Source organism: Luteimonas endophytica (assembly GCF_029887875.1).
Classification (GTDB): Bacteria; Pseudomonadota; Gammaproteobacteria; order Xanthomonadales; family Xanthomonadaceae; genus Luteimonas; species Luteimonas endophytica.
Window position 1 is genome coordinate 1 of record NZ_JARXRM010000046.1, and the last position, 16453, is coordinate 16453.

14 protein-coding genes are annotated in these 16453 nt (G+C 72.4%); 4 read left to right on the plus strand and 10 right to left on the minus strand.

Annotated features, from left to right (window positions below):
• The first annotated feature begins 201 nt into the window (after positions 1-201).
• Positions 202-1134, plus strand: coding sequence for a transposase (locus QFW77_RS17595; RefSeq protein WP_280573192.1), 933 nt, complete (start codon positions 202-204; stop codon positions 1132-1134).
• Between the two features lie 72 nt (positions 1135-1206).
• On the opposite strand, the gene QFW77_RS17600 is transcribed toward QFW77_RS17595, so the two are convergent.
• From QFW77_RS17600 to QFW77_RS17615, 4 genes are all read right to left on the minus strand, one after another.
• Entirely contained in the window at positions 1207-3234 is a 2028-nt protein-coding gene (locus tag QFW77_RS17600) for a M3 family metallopeptidase (protein ID WP_280576140.1), read from the minus strand.
• A gap of 78 nt (positions 3235-3312) precedes the next feature.
• Positions 3313-3924 carry a flavodoxin family protein gene (locus QFW77_RS17605; RefSeq protein ID WP_280576141.1) on the minus strand — a complete coding sequence of 204 codons (612 nt, stop codon included), beginning with the start codon at positions 3922-3924 and terminating at the stop codon, positions 3313-3315.
• A gap of 58 nt (positions 3925-3982) precedes the next feature.
• Positions 3983-4804: a glycosyltransferase gene (locus QFW77_RS17610; protein ID WP_280576142.1), complete on the minus strand. Its 822-nt coding sequence runs from the start codon at positions 4802-4804 to the stop codon at positions 3983-3985.
• Positions 4804-5958 (minus strand): mechanosensitive ion channel family protein, encoded by a 1155-nt coding sequence (locus tag QFW77_RS17615; RefSeq protein WP_280576143.1) that lies wholly within the window; start codon positions 5956-5958, stop codon positions 4804-4806. Before QFW77_RS17615 ends, QFW77_RS17610 begins: the two co-directional genes overlap by 1 nt.
• Positions 5959-6148: 190 nt before the next feature.
• Between QFW77_RS17615 and QFW77_RS17620 the strand changes: the two genes are divergently transcribed.
• Positions 6149-6577 (plus strand): PepSY domain-containing protein, encoded by a 429-nt coding sequence (locus tag QFW77_RS17620; RefSeq protein ID WP_280576144.1) that lies wholly within the window; start codon positions 6149-6151, stop codon positions 6575-6577.
• A gap of 172 nt (positions 6578-6749) precedes the next feature.
• On the opposite strand, the gene QFW77_RS17625 is transcribed toward QFW77_RS17620, so the two are convergent.
• Complete coding sequence (locus QFW77_RS17625) at positions 6750-7505, minus strand: TspO-related membrane protein (protein ID WP_280576145.1); 756 nt, start codon at positions 7503-7505, stop codon at positions 6750-6752.
• A gap of 223 nt (positions 7506-7728) precedes the next feature.
• Between QFW77_RS17625 and QFW77_RS17630 the strand changes: the two genes are divergently transcribed.
• Positions 7729-10164 carry a TonB-dependent receptor gene (locus QFW77_RS17630; protein ID WP_280576146.1) on the plus strand — a complete coding sequence of 812 codons (2436 nt, stop codon included), beginning with the start codon at positions 7729-7731 and terminating at the stop codon, positions 10162-10164.
• On the opposite strand, the gene QFW77_RS17635 is transcribed toward QFW77_RS17630, so the two are convergent.
• Entirely contained in the window at positions 10152-11219 is a 1068-nt protein-coding gene (locus QFW77_RS17635; RefSeq protein WP_280576147.1) for a cytochrome c oxidase assembly protein, read from the minus strand. The genes QFW77_RS17630 and QFW77_RS17635 overlap by 13 nt on opposite strands.
• Before the next feature lie 279 nt (positions 11220-11498).
• Here QFW77_RS17635 and QFW77_RS17640 point away from each other — a divergent pair, with 279 nt between their 5' ends.
• Positions 11499-11954 carry a CopD family protein gene (locus QFW77_RS17640; protein WP_280576148.1) on the plus strand — a complete coding sequence of 152 codons (456 nt, stop codon included), beginning with the start codon at positions 11499-11501 and terminating at the stop codon, positions 11952-11954.
• Between the two features lie 9 nt (positions 11955-11963).
• Here QFW77_RS17640 and QFW77_RS17645 read toward each other — a convergent pair whose 3' ends face one another.
• From QFW77_RS17645 to coxB, 4 genes are read right to left on the minus strand one after another with little or no spacing between them, the layout of a single operon-like run.
• A complete protein-coding gene (locus tag QFW77_RS17645; protein WP_280576149.1) occupies positions 11964-12494 on the minus strand; it encodes a DUF2231 domain-containing protein in 531 nt (176 codons plus the stop codon).
• 7 nt (positions 12495-12501) lie between these two features.
• On the minus strand, positions 12502-12879 hold the full coding sequence (locus QFW77_RS17650; RefSeq protein ID WP_280576150.1) for a hypothetical protein: 378 nt from the start codon (positions 12877-12879) through the stop codon (positions 12502-12504).
• Entirely contained in the window at positions 12876-15392 is a 2517-nt protein-coding gene (gene ctaD, locus QFW77_RS17655; RefSeq protein WP_280576151.1) for a cytochrome c oxidase subunit I, read from the minus strand. Before ctaD ends, QFW77_RS17650 begins: the two co-directional genes overlap by 4 nt.
• Positions 15389-16237, minus strand: a complete 849-nt coding sequence (gene coxB, locus QFW77_RS17660) for a cytochrome c oxidase subunit II (RefSeq protein WP_280576152.1) — start codon at positions 16235-16237, stop codon at positions 15389-15391. Before coxB ends, ctaD begins: the two co-directional genes overlap by 4 nt.
• Between the last annotated feature and the right edge of the window lie 216 nt (positions 16238-16453).

The following is a 16453-nucleotide window of genomic DNA, read 5'->3' on the forward strand; positions in this document are numbered from 1 at the left end:
CCGCTTGTATGTTTGGGCCTGTCGGGGCGGAGGGACCTGAGCCGCATCTGGCCTTTGGCACAGACCGTAGGAGATTTCGTCCCCCCCACCACAGCGCCCATGAGGAATCCATCGGCCGGCGTGTGGCGCCGGACCGACCATCTCGGCAAGCGAGCGCCGGGGCCCCGACAGGCTGATCCACGCTACCTCGGAGATCCTGTCATGACAACAGAACACCCCCTGTGCATCGGCATCGACGTCAGCAAGGCCGAGCTGGCCATCTATGACGGCAGCAGCTTCATCACGGTGGTCAACACCACCAAGCAGATCAAGGCCTGGCTCAAGACCCTGACCGGACCGGCCAGGATCGCCGTCGAAGCCACCGGCACCTATCACCTGCAGGTACTGGAGCAGGCGAGCCGGAAGGGCCACGCCCTGTTCGTGGTGGACGGCTTCCGGCTCAACCGCTACCGCGACAGCGTCGGCGGTCGGGCCAAGACCGACCTGGCCGATGCGAAGCTGCTGTGGCGCTACCTGCGCCACGAGTACGACCATCTACGCCCCTGGGTGGCCCCGCCGCCCGGCTACGCCCGCCTCAAGCGCCTGCTCAACCGCCGCGCCAAGCTGGTCAAGATGGGCGTGGCGGTGCGCCAGAGCCTGGCCGGGGTGCCGGAGCTGCGGACCGCGTGCCGCAGCCTGTTGGAACGCCTGGATCGACTGCTGGCGTCGATCGACCGGCTGCTGCAGCACCAAGTGGAAAAGTCCGGGCTGCAGGACCAGATCAAGCGGGTTGGCGCCATCGAGGGCATCGGCAAGCTCAATGCCACGGCCTTGACCACCGCCTACCTGCGCGGCGCGTTCCGCAGCAGCGACGCCTTCATCGCCTTCCTGGGCCTGGACGTTCGAATCCGCGACTCCGGCCGCCAACGTGGCCGCCGCAAACTCACCAAGCAGGGCGACAGCGAGACCCGACGCCTCCTGCACAACGCCGCCATGGCCGCCTCGCGCAGGGGCCGATGGCACCAGCTGCACCAAGCCAACCTGGCCCGGGGCCTGACCCGCATCCAGAGTCTGGTCATCGTCGCCCGCAAGCTCGCCCGGCTCGCCTTCGCCCTGCTCAAGAGCGGAGCCCAATACCGCCCACAACCGACCTGAGACCGTTGCAGCCGAACATAGAATCTCCTACGAATGCGCGGGTGCCGGCCGCGCCTCGCGACCGCTGCGTCCTCAGGCCGCCATGCCGCTGTGGCGCAGCAGCGCGTCGATGCGCGGCTCGCGGCCGCGGAAGGCGCGGAAGTTCTCCAGCGCCGGGCGGCTGCCGCCGCGCGCGAGGATTTCGTCGTGGAAGCGTGCGCCGGTTTCCGCCAGCCGCTCCGGGGCCTCCTCGAAGGCGGCGTAGGCGTCGGCGCTCAGCACCTCGGCCCATTTGTAGCTGTAGTACCCGGCCGCGTACCCGCCAGCGAAAACGTGCGCGAACTGATGCGGGAAGCGGTGCCAGGCCGGCGGGCGGTTCACCGCGACCTCGTCGCGCACGCGCTCCAGCAGCGCCAGTACGCCTTCCTCCGGGGCGCCGGCGCGGCCATGCAGCTCCATGTCGAACAGGGCGAACTCGAGCTGGCGCACGGTCTGCATTCCGCTCTGGAAGTTGCGCGCGGCCAGCATGCGCTCGAACAGCGCCCGCGGCAGCGGCTCGCCGCTGTCGACGTGCGCGGTCATCCCTTCCACCCGCTCCCATTCCCAGCAGAAGTTCTCCATGAACTGGCTGGGCAGCTCCACCGCGTCCCACTCCACGCCGTTGATGCCCGCCACCGGCAGCTCGCCGATGCGGGTCAGCAGCTGGTGCAGCCCGTGGCCCATCTCGTGAAACAGGGTGGTGACCTCCTCGTGGGTGAAGGTCGCCGGCCTGCCGTCGCCGCCGCGGCCGAAATTGCAGACCAGGTACACCAGCGGCGTCTGGGTGCCGCCGGCGCGCGTGCGGCGGTTGCGGCAGTCGTCCATCCAGGCACCTCCGCGCTTGCCCTCGCGGGCGTAGAGGTCCAGGTAGAACTGGCCGACCAGGCGATCCCCGCGGTCGACCAGCCGGTAGAAACGCACGTCGTCGTGCCACACCGGGGCCTGGTCGGGCTCGACCCGCAGGCCGTACAGGTCGTGGATCAGTCCGAACAGCCCCGCCAGCACCTTCGGCTCGGTGAAGTACTGCTTCACTTCCTGCCCGGAGACGCTGTAGCGGGACTGGCGCAGCTTCTCGCTGGCGTAGGCCAGGTCCCACGGTTGCAGCGCCTCGAGCCCGAGGGTGTCGCGGGCGAAGGCCTCCAGCTCGGCGCGATCCCGGCGCGCGAATGGCAGCGCGCGCCCGGCCAGGTCGCGCAGGAACGCCAGCACTTCCTCCGCCGACCCGGCCATCTTGGTGGCCAGCGAGACCTCGGCGTAGCTGCCGAACCCGAGCAGCGCCGCCAGCTCCGCGCGCAGCGCCAGGATGCGTTCGATCAGCGCCGAGTTGTCCAGCTCCGCCGGCCCGTGCTCCGAGGCGCGTACCCCGTAGCCGCGGTACAGCGCCTCGCGCAGCGCGCGATCGTCGGCATAGGCCTGGACCGGCAGGTAGCAGGGCATCTGCAGGGTCAGGCGGTAACCAGGCCGCCCGTCCTTTTCCGCCGCCGCCCGGCACGTGGCGACCACGTCGGCGGGCAGTCCGGCCAGGCGCGCGGGATCCTCCACGTACAGCGAGAAGGCGTCGGTGGCGTCGAGCACGTTCTCCGAGAACTTCGCCGACAGCGCGGCGAGCTCCTCCTGGACCTCGGCGAACCGCGCCTTGGCGTCGTCCGGCAGTTCGGCGCCGCCGAGGCGGAAATCGCGCAGCGCGTTCTCCACCGCCCGCCGTCGTGCCGGATCGAAGCCGGCGAACTGCGGTGCGTCGGCCAGCGCACGGAACTGCCGGTAGAGCGCCAGGTTGTGTCCGAGTGCGCTGCGCAAGCGGGTGACCCGCGGAAGGTTGGCGTTGTAGGCCTCGCGCAGCGGCTTCGAGTTCATCACCGCCTGCAGGTGGGTGACCTGGCCCCAGGCGCGATCCAGGCGCTCGGTGGCGTCCTCGAGCGGGGTCACGAAATTCTCCCAGGTCACCGGCGCCGCCGTTTCGGCGCTTCGCACCGCCGCCTCGGCTTCGGCCAGCAGCGCGTCGAGGGCGGGGCCGACGTGTTCGGGGCGGACCGCGTCGAAGCGCGGCAGGCCGGAGAAGTCGAGCAGGGGGTTGGGGGTCATGGCGGAATCGGCGGCAGCGGGGCGGTGATTCTAGTCGGGCCGGGGCATCGAAACGGCCGCCGGCCTCGCGCGCGGGGCTCAGGCCAGCGGCGCGGGATAGGGGTGCTTCTGCAGCATCCGCGCCAGGTGCACGGCATTGCTGGCGGCGGTGCGGATGCTGTCGGCGACCTTCTTCGGGGTGTCGTCCAGGTCCTTGTAGTCGGTGCTGCCCATCGCCTCGCCCACCCAGTACGGGGCGGCGCCGGCGGCCACGGTGAAGCCGACGTCGGCCAGCGCCTGGTACAGCTCGGCGGTCACGTGGTGCGCGCCGTCCTCGTTGCCCACCACGGCGGCCACCGCGACGCGGCCGAAGGTGGGGTAGCGGCCTTGGTCGTCGATCTCGCCGAGGAACGCGTCCATCCGCTCGAGCACGCGCTTGGCGACGCTGGAGGGCTGCCCCAGCCAGATCGGCGTGGCCAGCACCAGGATCTGCGCCTCCAGCACCCGCCGGCGCAGTTCCGGCCACTGGTCGCCGCCACCCTCGTCGGCGCTCACGCCGGGCTTGACGTCCAGGTCGACCACGCGCGCCTGTTCGGTCTCGGCGCCCTGCGCGGCGATCGCCTCGAGCACCTGGTCGAGCAATTTCTGGGTGGAGGAGGGGGCGGGGCCGCGGGTGAGCGTGCAGTTCATGCCGAAGGCGCGCAGGGTCATGGTCGCGTTCCGGGTGCGGGTGGACGTCCAGTCTCGCCCCGGCGGGGTCCACGGCACGTCATGGCGGGTCCGGCGGACGCCTGGCCTCGGCCGCCGCCGGGGCGCGGCCGTCCGCCGGGTGTTCGTCGGGATGCTCGCGGCGTTCGCCGTACCACAGTTCCAGCCCCTGCCGCGAACGCAGCATGCCGCGGCCGCGTAGGGCCAGGCGCCAGAGCAGGGCGAGCTGCTGCAGCGGCGAGTGGGTGCGAAGCTTGCGTCCCGAGGTGAGCACGTGCTCGCGCAGGACCACGAAGCGGCCGGCACGCGCCAGCGCGCGGCTGATCGCCACGTCCTCGCCGGCGTACCAGCGCTCGTCGAAGCCGCCCGCGGCCTCGAACGCGGCGCGGGTACAGAACAGGAAGCATCCCGGCGCGATCCGCGCCAGCCGGAACCCCAGCACCGACAGCGAGACCAGCGCGCGCACGTACAGCGGCTGGCGTCCGTCGAGCCGCACCGCGCAACCGCCGCCGGCCGCGCCTCCGGCCAGCGCCGCCAGCGCCGCCCGCAGCACCGCGGCATCCACGCGGGTGTCGGCGTCGACGAACAGCAGCCAGTCGCCGGCGGCGGCGCGCGCGCCCGCGTTGCGGGTGGCGGCGATGTGCCGGTGCGCCACGTGCAGCACGCGCGCGCCGCCCGCCGCGGCGATGGCGGCGGTGGCGTCGGTGGAGGCGTCGTCGGCCACCACGATCTCGTAGGGCACGCCCGCGGCCGCGGCGGCGGCGTGCAGCGCGGCGAGGGTGGCGCCGATCCGGCGTGCCTCGTCATGGGCCGGCACCACCACCGACAGCCGCGGTGCGCCGGCGAAGGGCGCCACGCTCGCGGCAGTAGAGGCCGACGCCATCAGGACGGTCGCGCCGCGGGCGGCGCTGCGGGGTCGGCCTCGCGACTCTCCTCGGCCCCCGGCGAGTCGGTTTCTCCGCCGCTGCCGCGCCGTCGCGGCGCGCCGGCGCCGGCGCCGGGCTCGTGCACCTCGGCGCGCAGCCGCGGCAGCGCGCCGGGGTGGCGCGCTGCCAGGAAATCGATCATGCCCTCGCGCACCGCGCAGCGCAGGTCGAACAGGCTGCCCGAATCGCGGGCGCTGACCAGCAGCCGTACCTGGATGGTGGTCTCGGCCGTCTCGGTCACCTGCGCCACGCACACCCGGCCGTCCCAGCGAGAGTCCCGCTCGCACAGCCGCTGCAGTTCCGCGCGCACCTCGTCCATCGGCGTGCGGTAGTCCAGCCACAGGAACGCGGTACCCAGCAGCTCCGCGCTGCTGCGGGTCCAGTTCTGGAAGGGGTTCTCGATGAACCACTGCAGCGGCACCACCATGCGCCGCTCGTCCCAGATCCGCACCACCACGTAGGTGCTGGTGATCTCCTCGATGCGGCCCCACTCGCCCTCGACGATGACCACGTCGTCGAGCCGGATCGGCTGGGCCAGCGCGATCTGCAGCCCGGCGATGAGATTGCCGAACACCGGTTTGGCGGCGATGCCGGCGATCAGGCCGATGATGCCGGCCGAGGCCAGCAGGGTGGCGCCGATCTGGCGGATCGCGGGGAAGGTCATCAGCGCCAGCGCCACGCCGACCAGGATGATCGCGCCCTGGATGACGCGGCTGATCACCGCGGTCTGGGTCTGCACCCGCCGCGCCTGCAGGTTGTCGGCCACGTCGACCGGATGCTCGCGCAGAATCCGCCGCTCGACCGCGCCGACCGCCCGTACCAGCAGCCAGGTCAGGCACAGCAGCGTGCCGATCCCCAGCCAGTGCTGGATCCGGCCGGCCCACTCGGGCGGCAGCGGCGTGGCGGTGACCGCGATGCTGAGAAACAGCAGCGGCAGGGCCAGTGCCGCCGGAACCGCCACCACCTGGGCGATGCGGGCGCGCAGATGGGTGGCCGCGCGGGCCCGGGCATGGGCGGCCAGGACCAGCAGCGCCCGGCGTACCAGCAAGCCCAGCGCCAGCGCGATCAGCAGGGGCCACGCGATCGCGCCGAATTGGCTCCAGTCCTGCATGCGCCGGGCGGGGCTCCATTGGAACGGGGGAACGGCCATCCTGGGCCGCGCTGCGTCAATGCGATGTCGATCTCCATTCATCTGCCGTGCCTGCGCGCGCTGAACGCCGCGCAACGGCACGAACCGCGGTTCACCTGCGCTTCGCCGACCCGCGCCGAGACTGCGCCCACCTTCCCCAGGGAGTTCCCGCATGAAGACCTTCCCGATCCGCGCAGCCGCCCCCCTGGCCCTGGCCTGCGCCCTGGCCGCTGCCGCCGCCCAGGCGCAGGAGCCGATGACCGAGGCGCAGGTGCGCGCGACGCTCGAGGCCGAGGGCTACACCAACGTCGACGACATCGCGTTCGAAGGGGGCATGTGGGAGGCCGACGCAAGCAGCGCCGACGGCAACCGGGTCGACCTCCGGATCGATCCGGCCAGCGGCGAGGTCTATCCCGAGGACCAGGTCTCCAACCTCACCGGCTCGGACATCGAGGCGCGGCTCTCGGCCGCCGGGTATACCAACATCCACGACATCGACTTCGAAGACGGCCTGTGGCGCGCCGAGGCCGACGACGCGAACGGCCAGCAGCTGGAGCTGCGGATCGATCCGCGCAGCGGCGAGGTGATCGGCAGCGAGTAGCGCGCGCCTGGATCCCGTCGCGCAGGCCTGCCCGCCGGCCAGGCGCCGCATCGTTTCCAGTCCAGCGGGCCGGGATATGTGACGCCCCGGCGAGTCTCGGGGCGGCTGGTCACGTCTCCCCCGGCCCGCCACCCGCGACGCCTTCCCCGGAAGCTCCGCAGGCGTCGAGCGATCAGCCGCCGCCCGGCAACGGTGTCGCCATGCCGCCTCCGCGGCGCCGCAGCCACAACGTCTGCAGCCCCAGCAGCAGCGCGATCGCCAGCGCCGTCCAGGCCGCCGCCTCGGCGCCGTCCAGTCCGGAGCGCGACTGCTTCACGTAGACCGCGCCCAGCCCCCACAGCGCCGCCGCCACGTAGGCCAGGTTGCCGCGCATGCGCTGGTTCAGCCCGAGCAGCACCGCCGCCGCGGTGGCGAACAGCGCCAGGCTCCAGCCGAGCATGTCTCCGGTCGGCAGCCACCGATAGGCGAGGATCGCTTGCGCGAGATTGAGGAACGCCGCCAGCGACAGCCAGCCGGCGTGCAGCGACAGCGCCGCCCACGCCAGCGCGTCGGTGCCGGGGCGCGAGAGCAGCAGCGCGCACCACCCTAGGCAGGCCAGCGCGGCGAAGATCACCACCAGGCACAGCCAGAACAGTCCCTGCGAGAACAGCGGCATCCACGCCGCGGTGAGCGCGAAGCCCAGCGCCGCCGGCAGCGCGATCCGCCCCAGCAGCGGCTCGCGGCGGCGCCCGCCGGTCGCCTGCCAGGCCGCGTAGGCCAGGTCGAGCAGGAAGATCAGCCCCCAGATCGAGAACGCGTAGCCGGCCGCCACCAGCAGTGTGGGGTAGCGATCCGACACGGTGCCCTGGTCAGGGCCGAACATGCCGCGCTGGGACAGCCAGGCGACCAGCGGCATGGCGATGGCGGACAGCAGGACCAGCAGGCGCATGACCGGCGGCTTCCTCGGGCGGAACGCCGACGCTAGCAGCGCGCGGCGCAGCGGTGGGTGAAAGGTGCCGTGCGCGCTGTCGCAATCGGCGCGCGCGTCCGGTCACGGACCGGGTTGCCCCTAGATTGCCGGGCGTACGCGGCAGGGCTATGGTCCCGCGGTTCGGCGCCGGCCAGTGCGGGCGCGGGGGGATCCAGGCAGAAGAATCGAGGGAGGAGTACCGATGCACATCACCCAGAGGACGCCGCTGGCGCTCGCGGTCGCGCTGGCCCTGCTGCCGGCGGTGGCCGGCGCGCAGCAGCCGCAGGAACAGGCCGATCCGGCGCAGCCCGACGCCACCGAGCTGGACACCATCGTGGTCAGCGGCGCCGCCCAGGCCGGTGGCCTGCGCAAGCGCGACGCGAGCTACTCGATCACCACCGCCACCCTCGAACAGGTGCAGGAGGCCGCGCCGAAGAGCACCGCCGACCTGCTCAAGATCGTGCCCGGCGTCTGGGCCGAGTCGGCCGGCGGCACCACCGGCGCCAACATCGACGTGCGCGGCTTCCCCGGCGGCTCCGACGCGCCGTTCATCACCGTGCAGCTGGACGGCTCGCCGCTGTACCCGCCGCCGACCGTCTCGTTCCTGGAGAACTCCTCGCTGTTCCGCATCGACGACACCGTCGAGACCGTGGAGGTGCTGCGCGGCGGGCCGAGCCCGATCTTCGGCAACGGCCAGCCGGGCGCCACCATCAACTTCATCCAGAAGAAGGGCGGACTGGCCCCGGAGGGCAGCCTGCGCCTGACCACCGGCAGCGGCAGCCAGCGCCGGGTCGACGGCTTCTACGGCGCGCCGATCAACGACCAGTGGAGCTACAGCGTCGGCGGCTTCTGGCGCAGCACCGACGGCATCCGCGACACCCAGTTCCCGGCCGACGAGGGCGGCCAGCTCAGCGCAACGCTCACCCGCTGGTTCGACAACGGCGAGCTCACCCTCTACGGCCGCATGCTCGACGACAAGAACGCGTTCTTCACCGCGGTGCCGCTGATCTCGCGCGACGGCGGCCGCGACGTCGACGCCTTTCCCGGCTTCGACCCGGGCAGCGACACCCTGCTGGGCGGGGACTTCCGCCACGTCGACATCGAGGTCGGCCCCGGCGAGACCATCCGCCGCGACCTGGCCGAGGGCCGCGGCGCCGACGTCGACCTGTTCGGTGCGATCCTCGACCTCGATTTCGGCGGCTGGCGCCTCAGCCACCGCAGCAACTATCTCAGCGGCGACGCGCCCACCAACGGCCTGTTCACCGGCGCCAACCCGCAGACCCTCGGCTCCTGGCTCGAGGACGCGATCGAGGACGCCAACGACGATCCCGCCGTGGTCGCCGCCGCCGGCGGACCGGCCTCCTCGGCCAGCGCCAGCTTTGTCAACGGCGGCGGCGCGGTGGATCCGGACCAGCAGGTGCTCACCGCCGGCTGGTGGGTGGTGGACAAGGCGCTCGACTCGTTCACCAGCGAGACCCGGCTCAGCTTCGACCTCGCTCCCGGCCACACCCTGACCGGCGGCGCCTACTACGCCAACTACTCCTCGCACGACCGCTGGTACCTCGGCAACGAAATGCTGCTGACGGTGGAGCCGAACGCGCGGCGGATCGACGTGGCGCTGGACAACGGCGTGGCGGTCACCCGCGACGGCTTCGCCGGCGCGCCGTTCTTCGCCCTCGACGCGCGCTACGACGGCGAGAACCTGGCCGGCTTCCTCGCCCACGAGTGGCAGATCAACGAGGTGCTGCGCTTCGACGCCGGGATGCGCTACGAGGAGCAGAAGGTCGACGCGCTGATCTCCAACGCCGTTGCCGCCGACTACGACGGCGATCCGACCACCCTGTACAATAACGGCGCCTCGTTGCGCGACGGCAGCTACCGCAGCCTGCGCTACGACAACGACGAGGTTTCCTGGACCGCCGGCCTCAACTGGCGCATGAGCGACGCCGCCAGCGTGTTCGCGCGGGTCAACTCCGGGTTCTTCTTCCCGCAGTTCGACAACCTGCGCGACGGCCAGGACAACACCCAGCAGGTGGACCAGTACGAGATCGGCCTGAAGAGCGGCAACGAGCTCTTCGACCTGTACCTGACCGCGTTCTACAACGAGTTCGAGGGCCTGCCGTTCCAGCTGTTCCTTCCGGACGGCACCAACGTCACCGCGATCGGCGACTCGCGCGCGCACGGGTTGGAGTTCGAGGGCGCGCTGCGGCCGTTCGACAATTTCGAGGTCGCGCTGACCGGCAACTGGGTCGAGGCGGAATACCGCAACTTCGGCGACAACACCGGCAACGAGGTGCGGCGCCAGCCGAGCCTGCAGTACCGGGTGACGCCGAGCTATTTCCTGCCGGCGGGGTGGGCGGACCTGAAGCTCTACGCCACCTACACCTACGTCGGCCGCCGCTACTCCGACCCCGAGAACCAGCAGCGGATCCCTTCCTACCAGACCGTCGACGCCGGTGTCGCGGCCTACGTCGGCGACAACTGGGAGTTCCGTCTGAGCGGCAGCAACCTCACCGACGAGATCGGGCTGACCGAGGCCAATGCGCGCATCGTCGGCGACGCGGTGACCGGCGACGTGTTCCTCGGCCGGCCGATCTTCGGCCGCGCCTGGGAGTTCTCGGCGGCCTACCGGTTCTGAGGCCCGGGCCCCGGTGCCGGCCGCGGCGCGGTTCGGGCCGGCCGATCGTCGGCCGCCCGGGACGCGCCGCGCGCCCGGGGGCGACCGGGCCGGTCGCCGGCCCGCGGCGCCGGGCCGGCGTCGCGGCGCCCGATGCGGTCGAAGCCCAGCCACAGCAGCCACAGGCCGCCGAACAGGTAGGGTAGGGCGCTCGGAATCCACATCACGATGCCGGCCAGCTGCTGGTCGGCCAGCGGGTCCAGCCCGAGCAGCGGCGCGCGCTGCACGTAGACCGGGTAGAGCGGCCGGGGCGAGAACGTCAGCAGCGCGCCGAGCAGGCCCATGGCCATCATCACCGCCACCAGCGCCACCACCCCGGCGCCGGCGCCGGTATCGGGCATGCGGATACGCCGCCAAAGCGCCGCCCAGAACCACAGCCCCGCCGCCAGGAAGCTGCCGTGCATCAGCCAGTGCACGGGGTCGCTGGCCAGCGCCGCCGCGGTGGCGGATGGCAGGTGCCAGGCCAGCATGACCGCGACGTGCGCCGCCGCCGCGATCGCGAGCGCCAGCGCCAGGCGCTCCAGCGTGCGGTGCGTTGCGCGATGCAGCGCCTGCGCCCCGCGCCGCGGCAGCGCCACCGCCGCCACCGCCAGCGGCCGGCCCGCCAGCAGCAGCGGCGGCACCAGCGCCAGCAGCAGCATGTGCTGGCCCATGTGCGCAGCCAGCGACCACTCGCCGAGCGCGTCGAGCGGCCAGACCGTCGCCAGCAGCAGCGCCAGGATCCCGGCGGCGAATGCGCACGCTTGCGCGCTGCCCACGCCATGGCCGGCGCCGGCGCGCCGCCACAGCCGCGCCAGACCGATGGCGTAGAGCAGCACCAGCAGAGCCAGGGGCACGAGCAGCCATGGCGACAGCGACCAGGCGGTGGCCAGCGTCGGCACGCCCTCGCGCTGGTGCGCGAACGCGGGGAGGGAGGCGCCGAGCCCGCAGGCCAGCAGCGCCCCGACGCCAACCGCGGGCGGCCGCCCGAACTGGGCGGACCGGGATCGTGGCGAAGGTCGGCTGGGCGCGCGCATCGCCACCGACCGTAGCAGGCCGCCGGTCGAAGCGTCGGCAACCCCCCGTACGAGCGGCCCATGGCCGCGAAGGCCGCGGGCGGATCCGGCAGGCATGGCGGTGATCCCCCGGCACTGGCTACCGCGCCGGTTTTCGCGGCCATGGGCCGCGCCTACGAAGAGCGGATCGGCGACGGCCAATGCGATGTCTCCAGCTGGCGCGGCCGGTGTGCTGGCGGGATGAACGCCGGTTTCGCACGCGGCGACGTAAGCTGGGTGCGGCGTCCGCGGAAGGTCCGCATGTATTTCTGGCTGAAGTTCCTCCACATCGCGGCGATGGCGGTCTGGTTCGCCGGGCTGTTCTTCCTGCCGCGCCTGCTCTCGGCGCGGCACCGCGAGGAGGAGGACGCAGTGCGGGAGTACTTCAACCCCGTGACCAACGCGCTGTTCTTCCGCATCGCCACCCCGGCCGCCATCGTCACCGTGACCCTGGGCATGATCCTGATCGCCTATGGTCCCACCGGGGCGTGGCTGGTGATGAAGCTGGTCGTGGTGGCGTTGGCGGTGCTGCTGCACCTGTACTTCGGGCTGCTGCTGTACGAGCTCGGGCACGGGCGCGACCGCCACGGGGTCTGGTTCTACCGCGTCGCCGGCTGGGTGCCGCTGGCGCTGCTGCTCGGCATCGCCGCGCTCACCGGGGCCAAGCCGCAGACCGCCGGCGACCTGCCGGCCCCGCCGGTCGCGGCGGCGCGCTAGCGGTCCGCGTCATTCGGCCGGCGGCTCGTCCTTGCCGAGCTCGTGCGATTCCTCGTCGCCGTACACACCGATGCCGTGGCGGAAGCTGAGGGTGCCGCCGAGCCAGCCGGCGACCATCACCAGCAGCAGCATCGCCGCCGACTGCAGCAGGCCCCAGGGCCAGACCGCGGCCTCGGCGCCGGGGGCACGGAGCCACACCCCGAGCGCGGCCATCGCCAGCACCATCACCGCGACGATGAAATGGTTCCAGGCCGAGACGTGGTGCCGCACCACGCGGATCGAGAACATGTCGAAGGTGCCGATCGCCCCCGCCACCAGGCCCATCGCCAGCCCCACCGCGTTGAGCCAGTAGGCCAGCTGCGCCCAGAACCCGTCGCCGATCCACAGGAACACCAGGTCGACCGGGAACACCAGGCTGAGCAGCGCGATCGGATAGACCACCAGCATCGGGTGGATCGGGTGGTGGGCGATCGACATCCGGCTTTCGACCGTATGGCTGCGGGTGCGCGGGACCGGTTGCGAAAGATGCTTCTTGACCATCGGTTCCTCAGGCGCAGGGCGCCAGCAGCAGCACGGGAATGGTGGTGAACACCACCGCGATCGCCGCCAGCAGCGCCAGCAGCGCGGTCACCGAGGCGGTGAAGCGGTGCCGGCGCGCCTCGGCCCCGGCACCCGGTTCCGCCCGCGCCGTCCGCCAGGCGCGCCAGGCGCGCAGCCCGAGCCAGGCGATCGCCGCCAGCGCCAGCAGCGTCATCAGCAGCAGCCACCAGCTCGCCGCCTCCACGCCGGCAACGCGGTTGCGCTGCCAGCCCTCGGCGCAGGCCAGGCCCTGCAGGCTGTAGACCACCACGAAATGCAGCGCCCACACCGCCATCGGCGCGGCCATGCCGGTCAGGCGCAGCGGGCCGAGGCGCCGCGCGGTCACGCCAGCCTCGGGAACAGGTGGATCACCGCCCACGCCACCGCGCCCTGGCCGAGCGCATAGCGCCACAGCCCGGCGGCGATGCGCGGCTCCAGGGGACGCGCAGGTCCGGCCAGACCGTGGCGGATCCGGCCCCAGACGAACCCGGACGCGAGCATCGCCACCGCCACGTGCACCGCGTGGAAGCCGGCCAGCGTCCATACCACCGACGCGTAGGCGTGCGCCTGCGGCGGTCCCACCGGACCGGCCAGGGCGGAGACATGCGCGACCACGAACCCGGCGCCCAGCGCGGTCGCCAGCAGCCAGCCGCCGCCACCGCCCTGCGCGCCGCGGCTGCCGCGGTGCGCCAGTTCCGCGGCCACCGCGCAGCCGACCAGCAGCGCCAGCGCCAGCAGCGGCATCGCCCAGCCGCCGGTGGCGATGCCCGGCGGCGGCCAGGCCGGGCTGCCCAGCCACAGGTAGAAATAGGCGAACACCAGCGAGGCGAACAGCGAGCCGTCGATCAGCAGGCCGATCACCAGCGCCCACCAGCCCGGCGCGTTGCGCGCCGCATACTGCGACGGCAGCGCCAGCCCCGGCGCGGCGTCGATCCGCGCCGGGGCGTGGCGGTCGCCGGTGCTCCAGGCCCAGGCGGCGAACAGCGCCAGCAGCGGCGCCAGCAGCAGCGCCGCGCCCAGGTACAGCTTGGCGATGAAGCAGGCCAGCAGCGCCGCGATGTTCAGCGCCGCCAGCAGCGGCAGCCAGGTGGAATGGGAAATCCGGATCACCTGCTCGGGCGTGGCCGACAGCAGCCCGGTGCCGAGCAGCTCGCGGCGCCCGGCCGCCGGGTCGCCGAGGATCCCGTCGGTGCGTGCGGATTCCTCGGCCACCGCCGGATCCGCCCACAGCGGGTAGCGGTCGCCGGCGCGCGGGATCGAGGCGAAGTTGTACTGCGGCACCGGCTGCGGGATCGCCCACTCCAGGGTGCCGGCGTTCCACGGATCGCGCGCGCAGCGCCGGCCCAGGCGCAGGCTCAATGCCGCGTCGATCAGGATGCCCAGGGTGCCCACCGCCAGCACGAAGCCGGCCGCGGTCGACAGCAGGTTCAGCCACTGGATGCCGAGCTCGGCCGGGTAGGTGTAGACCCGCCGCGGCATGCCCAGCAGCCCGGTCAGGTGCATCGGCAGGAAGGTCAGGTTGAAGCCCACGAACACCAGCCAGAACGCGGTGCGGCTGAGGCTCTCGGATGGCATCCGCCCGCCCACCAGCGGCAGCCAGTAGTACAGGCCGGCGAACAGCGGGAACATCAGCCCGCCGATCAGCACGTAGTGCAGGTGCGCGACCACGAAGTGGGTGTCGTGCGCCTGCCAGTCGAACGGCACCAGCGCCAGCATCACCCCGGTCAGCCCGCCGAGCACGAACACGAAGAAGAAGCCGAACAGGTACAGCATCGGCACCCGCAGCCAGGGCTTGCCCGACCACAGCGTGGCGATCCAGGAGAACACCTGGATCCCCATCGGGATCGCCACCGCCATGCTCGCGGCGCTGAAGAACCCCAGCGCCAGCAGCGGGATGCCGACCGCGAACATGTGGTGCACCCACAGCCCGAAGCTGAGGAAACCGGTGGCCACGGTGGCCAGCACGATCCAGGTGTAGCCCACGATCGGCCGCCGCGCGAAGGTCGCCACCACCATCGACACCACCCCCGCCGCCGGCAGGAAGATGATGTAGACCTCGGGGTGGCCGAACAGCCAGAACAGGTGCTGCCACAGCAGCGGGTCGCCGCCGCGGGCGACCTCGAAAAACGCGAAATCGAACGCGCGCTGGATCTCGAGCAGGATCGAGGCCAGGATCAGCGGCGGGAACCCGAACGCCACCATGAATGCGGTCACCAGCATCGCCCAGGCGAACAGCGGCATGCGGCGGATGTCCATGCCGGGCGCGCGCGTGAGCAGGATCGCGACGATGATCTCCACCGCCGCGGTGACCGCGGCGATCTCGGCGAAGGTCACCCCGATCAGCCAGAAGTCCGCGCCCATGCCCGGCGAATAGGTGGCGTCGGTCAGCGGCACGTACATGAACCAGCCGCCGTCGGGCGCGGCGTCGAACAGGAAGCTGGAATACAGGAACAGCCCGCCGAACAGGTAGCACCAGTAGCCGAACGCCGACAGCCGCGGGAACGGCAGGTCGCGCGCGCCGAGTATCTTCGGCAGCAGGTACATCGCGAAGCCTTCCATGATGGGCACCGCGAACAGGAACATCATGGTGGTGCCGTGCATGGTCACGAACTGGTTGTAGCGCCGCGGGTCCAGCACCTCGGCGTCGAACCAGGCCAGCTGCAGGCGGATGAACATCGCCAGCATCCCGCCGACCAGCAGGAAGGCGAAGCCGGTGGCGATGAAACGCAGCCCCACGGTGCCGTGGTTGACCGCGGTGAGCTGCCCGCGCCAGCCCGGCGCGTTGGCCCAGATCCCCGCCAGCTCGGCCAGGCGCGAGCGATTGGTGTCCTCGCTGATGGACTCGCGCGCGATGGTCATGGTGCGGTCCCCGGCGCCGCATCGGCGCCGACTGCGCCATCGAGGCCGGTGCCGGCGGCGACTTCGGCTGCGGCGGGGGCCGCGACGCCGCGTGCCTCCAGCCAGGCGGACCAGTCGTCGGGCTCCAGCACCCGCACCGCGAAGTCCATGTGCGCATGTTCCAGTCCGCAGAATTCGGCGCACTGGCCGCGCATCGGCCCGGCGCGGTCGGCGCGCAGCCGCAGCCGGTTGACCCGGCCGGGAATGGCGTCGATCTTGCCGCCCAGGCGCGGGATCCAGAAGCTGTGGATCACGTCGACGCTGCTCACGTGGAACTCCACCATCTGCCCGCGCGGCAAGGCCAGCTCGTCGACCGAGGTGGCGCGCAGGCTGCCGTCGGTACCCAGATAGCGAAACCGCCACTGCCAGCGCCGCGCCTCGACCTCGACCACCGCATCGACCTCGGCGCCCAGGCCGGTCACGCGCCCGCTGGTGACGGTGCCGTACACCAGCAGCGCCGCCAGCGCCAGCGCCGGCAGCACCAGCCCGCCGCCGACGATCAGCCGCTGCGGCCGCGCCAGCGCGCGGGTGTTCTGGCCGCGCAACAGGGCGTACAGCAGCAGCGCGAGCACCAGCGCCCAGATCGCCGCCGCAGCGCCCAACATCAGCCACCAGGTCTGCGCGACCTGCGCCGCGGCCGGGCCGGCCGGGTCGAGCGTGGACTGCGGCCCGGCGCAGGCGCACAGCGCGCCCGCGCCCGCTGTCGCGATCGCGCCGCGGGTCCAGCGATGCCAGTCGCGGTGTCGGATCGTGCGCTCCCTGGTGCCGTCGATGGTGCCGCCGCGGCGGCGTTCTGCAGCCGACAAGCTAACGGCGCCGACAATCAGACCATGTGAACGCGGGAGCGGCGGTCGCAGCGCCGGCCGGGTTGACGGTGATTCGGAGCACGGCATGCCGCGCCGGCTTTGGCGTGCGTGGCGCGCTCCTGCGAGGGACCGGCGCATGAAGGGCGGCGCCGCGGAGGTTGTCCCGCAGCGCGGCTGCCCGGACGAACGGCCCATGGCCGCGAAGGCCGCGGCGTC